We start from the raw sequence: 2,961 nt of genomic DNA on the forward strand, positions 1-2,961 counted from the left end.
TGTTAACCCTCACTCCTTGGCGGCCTGCCAACCCTAATTCCGGAAGTGACGTGGCCGTGACCCCTTGACGTCACTGTGACGTATTTCCGCTTCCGGTGGCGCCATCTTTAACGGACTTTCCCGCGCTTTTTTTGAAATTCCCGCGCTTTTTTCAAATTTCCCGCCGGCGCGCTTTTCGAATTTCCCGCGCTTGTAAGTCCCGCCCTTGGAGCGGCGCCATCCGCGATCAGGTGACATAGTAGCTTTTGGGCCCCTCTCCAAAAACCACGCGACACAGTGCCATCTGGTGGTAGAATATTTTATTGCTTACAAGTGGTGTACACGGGCCTTCGCCGTCCATAACTGGTCACTGCGTTCATAGCCCTTGTGGCCATAGACGGATGAGTCTGCCCCTTCAAGGTGCAGATTATTATACAGTAGGTAGGGATGAGTACCCCTCCCAGTCGGGGGATAGACGGCCGGTTGGGGATTCCACCGGCTGCCAGGGCCGCGCTTCTTCACATGCCAGACCATCTTCACTGTGAGATTGAAGACTGCATATTGATGTAGTGCCCCCCCTTCCTTAGACTCTGCGTCATGTTGTACATTCGTCCCTAGGGGGGCTGGCGTGGGGATCATTTTAAAGAAGAGCATCGGGGGCGGGCTGACACACCCCCAGCCGCCCAGCATGGGAGAGTCTGCCATGAAGCTCCGGTCACAAATGGGGATTTTGGCCCAGATCTGGGTTTCATAATGTAGACTCCGTTCATTCCACACCGACCCGGGCAACAGGGGACGCCCCGAGCCACTTCCTCGTGTGTTGGCAAAACTTTGACCCAGCGAAGTCACTGGGTAGTACTGTGTGTCAATGCCCGACAATTGTTTGGCCTGTTCCCGGTCATTTGGCAGGCGCCCTTGTTGTAACAGGACACCATCGGAGTCTTGTCCTATGGGTTCATGGTAGCCATGGGCAATGGCATCCACATTGATGTCAGGGACATCTTTCGTCGGGTCATCCGCCGGGGCATGAGCATACGGCTGGGAGACTGGCCCCGGGCGGAACGACCACCGGGTAGCCGGTGTCCGCCCAACCGCCGTCCCTGTTAAAACCCGCTGTAACTCTGTCTTGCCGGCATTCTCGCCTTGGGTGGCAAGATGGGTGCCCGTCATGGGCCCTGGCAGAAAGTTTTGGGGCTTGATGCCATATTCATCTTTATTTATGTGGCGCCAGCGGGCCCGAGTACCGGCTTCTTCTAATATGTCATACCGGCACCCATAAAGGGGGTTTTCCATCAAGAAGAAATGTTGGGAGGACCCCGTTAGGTGTTTTGGGGTCAGGGTCGGAAAGGTGTAAGAGTGCGTAAAGAAATCTCCTGTTTTATAAATTCCAAAAGTACTGTGTTCCAAGACATAAAAGTCTGTCTCCTCATTGGGTACGGTCACCTGGTCGGTGGCCCGGCCCGAATGACGATTCTGTATGCTGCCTGTGGTTAGGTATGCATACTGTGGTAGTAAGTAAACCTCTGTGGGGATGTCAGAAGGTAATGTGTTCTGACCGGTTCCCAACACATAGGGAAATCGATAACTGCTATCTGCGAAGATGGCTAAGCCGCCCGTCGGGGAGTCGGTAACGTGAGTGGTTTGATTCTGAGTGGCTACGTCCTTAACTACGATGTCACTAACGATGACCTCCCACGACTTTGGAGCTATCTCGGAATATTGTTCCAAAAGGTGTTGAAATTCTAATGGGGAAAAATATAAATTTAACGAATTTAAATCGGGGTAATGCCAGGGGGTCTGGTATCCTAACACAGGATGGTCTAGTTCCAAGTTTCTCTCGGAATTCCAAAGATTCCCATCATGTACCCGTAGCATATGTTTTCCCTGAATGGTTATGGGTTTATATACAGGATCTTCATTGAAGGGTAAGTAGCACCTGCGGGTCATGAAACAGGTCACGGTCTCCTCCCCGAAGGTGGCGCCTTGACTCCACACCGCGGGTCCGGGGAGGGCGCCCCCACCGGCACCGGATTCTTCAGTGGCAGCGGCCATGGCCCGCACCGCGGCTTGTCCAGCTGCCCAACTTGGCACCTCGGGGAGGGGGTTCTGTAAATGTAAATGTGGCGTAATGTCACGTTTTATTTCAAAGACTTGGCGGGCAAGTGATGCCCGCACACCAGGTTGGGACTTTAAGTTATCGATTAGTTCCTGGTCCCCGATGTTGAAAACGAGGTAGGGGTTATAGCCTAATTTTTGTAATTGGTCATACCGATAGTCGTGGATCCGCGCATAGGCGTCCACCACGTCCCTCGGGGGACCATTTTCCAAAGGGTTAAAAGGGCCAAGGTACCGATCACCGGGTAGGTGGAGACCCCCTCGATCAGGTGCGTGACCCCCCACACTAGGCTGTTCCACAGAGTTGTTTCCGTTTGATTCAGGAGCAAGTGGGTCCAAGTTGTCAGGTTCATCGTCCTCGGCTGGCGGCGGGGGGTCGCCTTCTGCGGGTGACAGGGACGGGGATTCCTCGACAATGCTGGGAGCACTGATATGTTGTTCTGGGTGTTTTTTTTTGCGGATACCCACCCACTCATTAACTAAGGCTATAACGTGGTCAGGGTCTTTTTGCAACCAAGCTTCTATTTTATTATGAGGAATACCACTGATTTCTAAATGTTCCAATAAATCCAATGACAGCTCATCGCCAGCGGCGACAGAAGCAAGCAGTTCCATTACATGTTGTACATCATGTAAGTTGCGGGGCCCATGCAATAAAGTATCAACCAAACCCCCCGGATCCACCACATGTTTTGTGGCACGGCGCGACCGGCGCCGACCCTGCCGACCCGATGTACATGCCCACATCCCGCCCAGTAGCGCCAAGCCCAGTAAGCACACAAGCAAGCAACTCCCACCCCGGCCTGGATTAGTAATTCTCGCATTCGCCACTTAAAAACTCAGCCGCCGCCTGACACTCAGTGGCGG

General features: G+C 53.4%; 1 protein-coding gene. It reads right to left on the bottom strand.

Annotated elements, in window-relative coordinates:
* Positions 1-306 precede the first annotated feature (306 nt).
* A complete protein-coding gene (locus FJO69_RS02910) occupies positions 307-2,709 on the bottom strand; it encodes a hypothetical protein (protein ID WP_170177190.1) in 2,403 nt (800 codons plus the stop codon).
* Between the last annotated feature and the right edge of the window lie 252 nt (positions 2,710-2,961).

Source organism: [Mycoplasma] falconis, assembly GCF_006385795.1.
In the GTDB taxonomy this organism is placed as follows: domain Bacteria; phylum Bacillota_I; class Bacilli_A; order Mycoplasmatales; family Metamycoplasmataceae; genus Metamycoplasma; species Metamycoplasma falconis.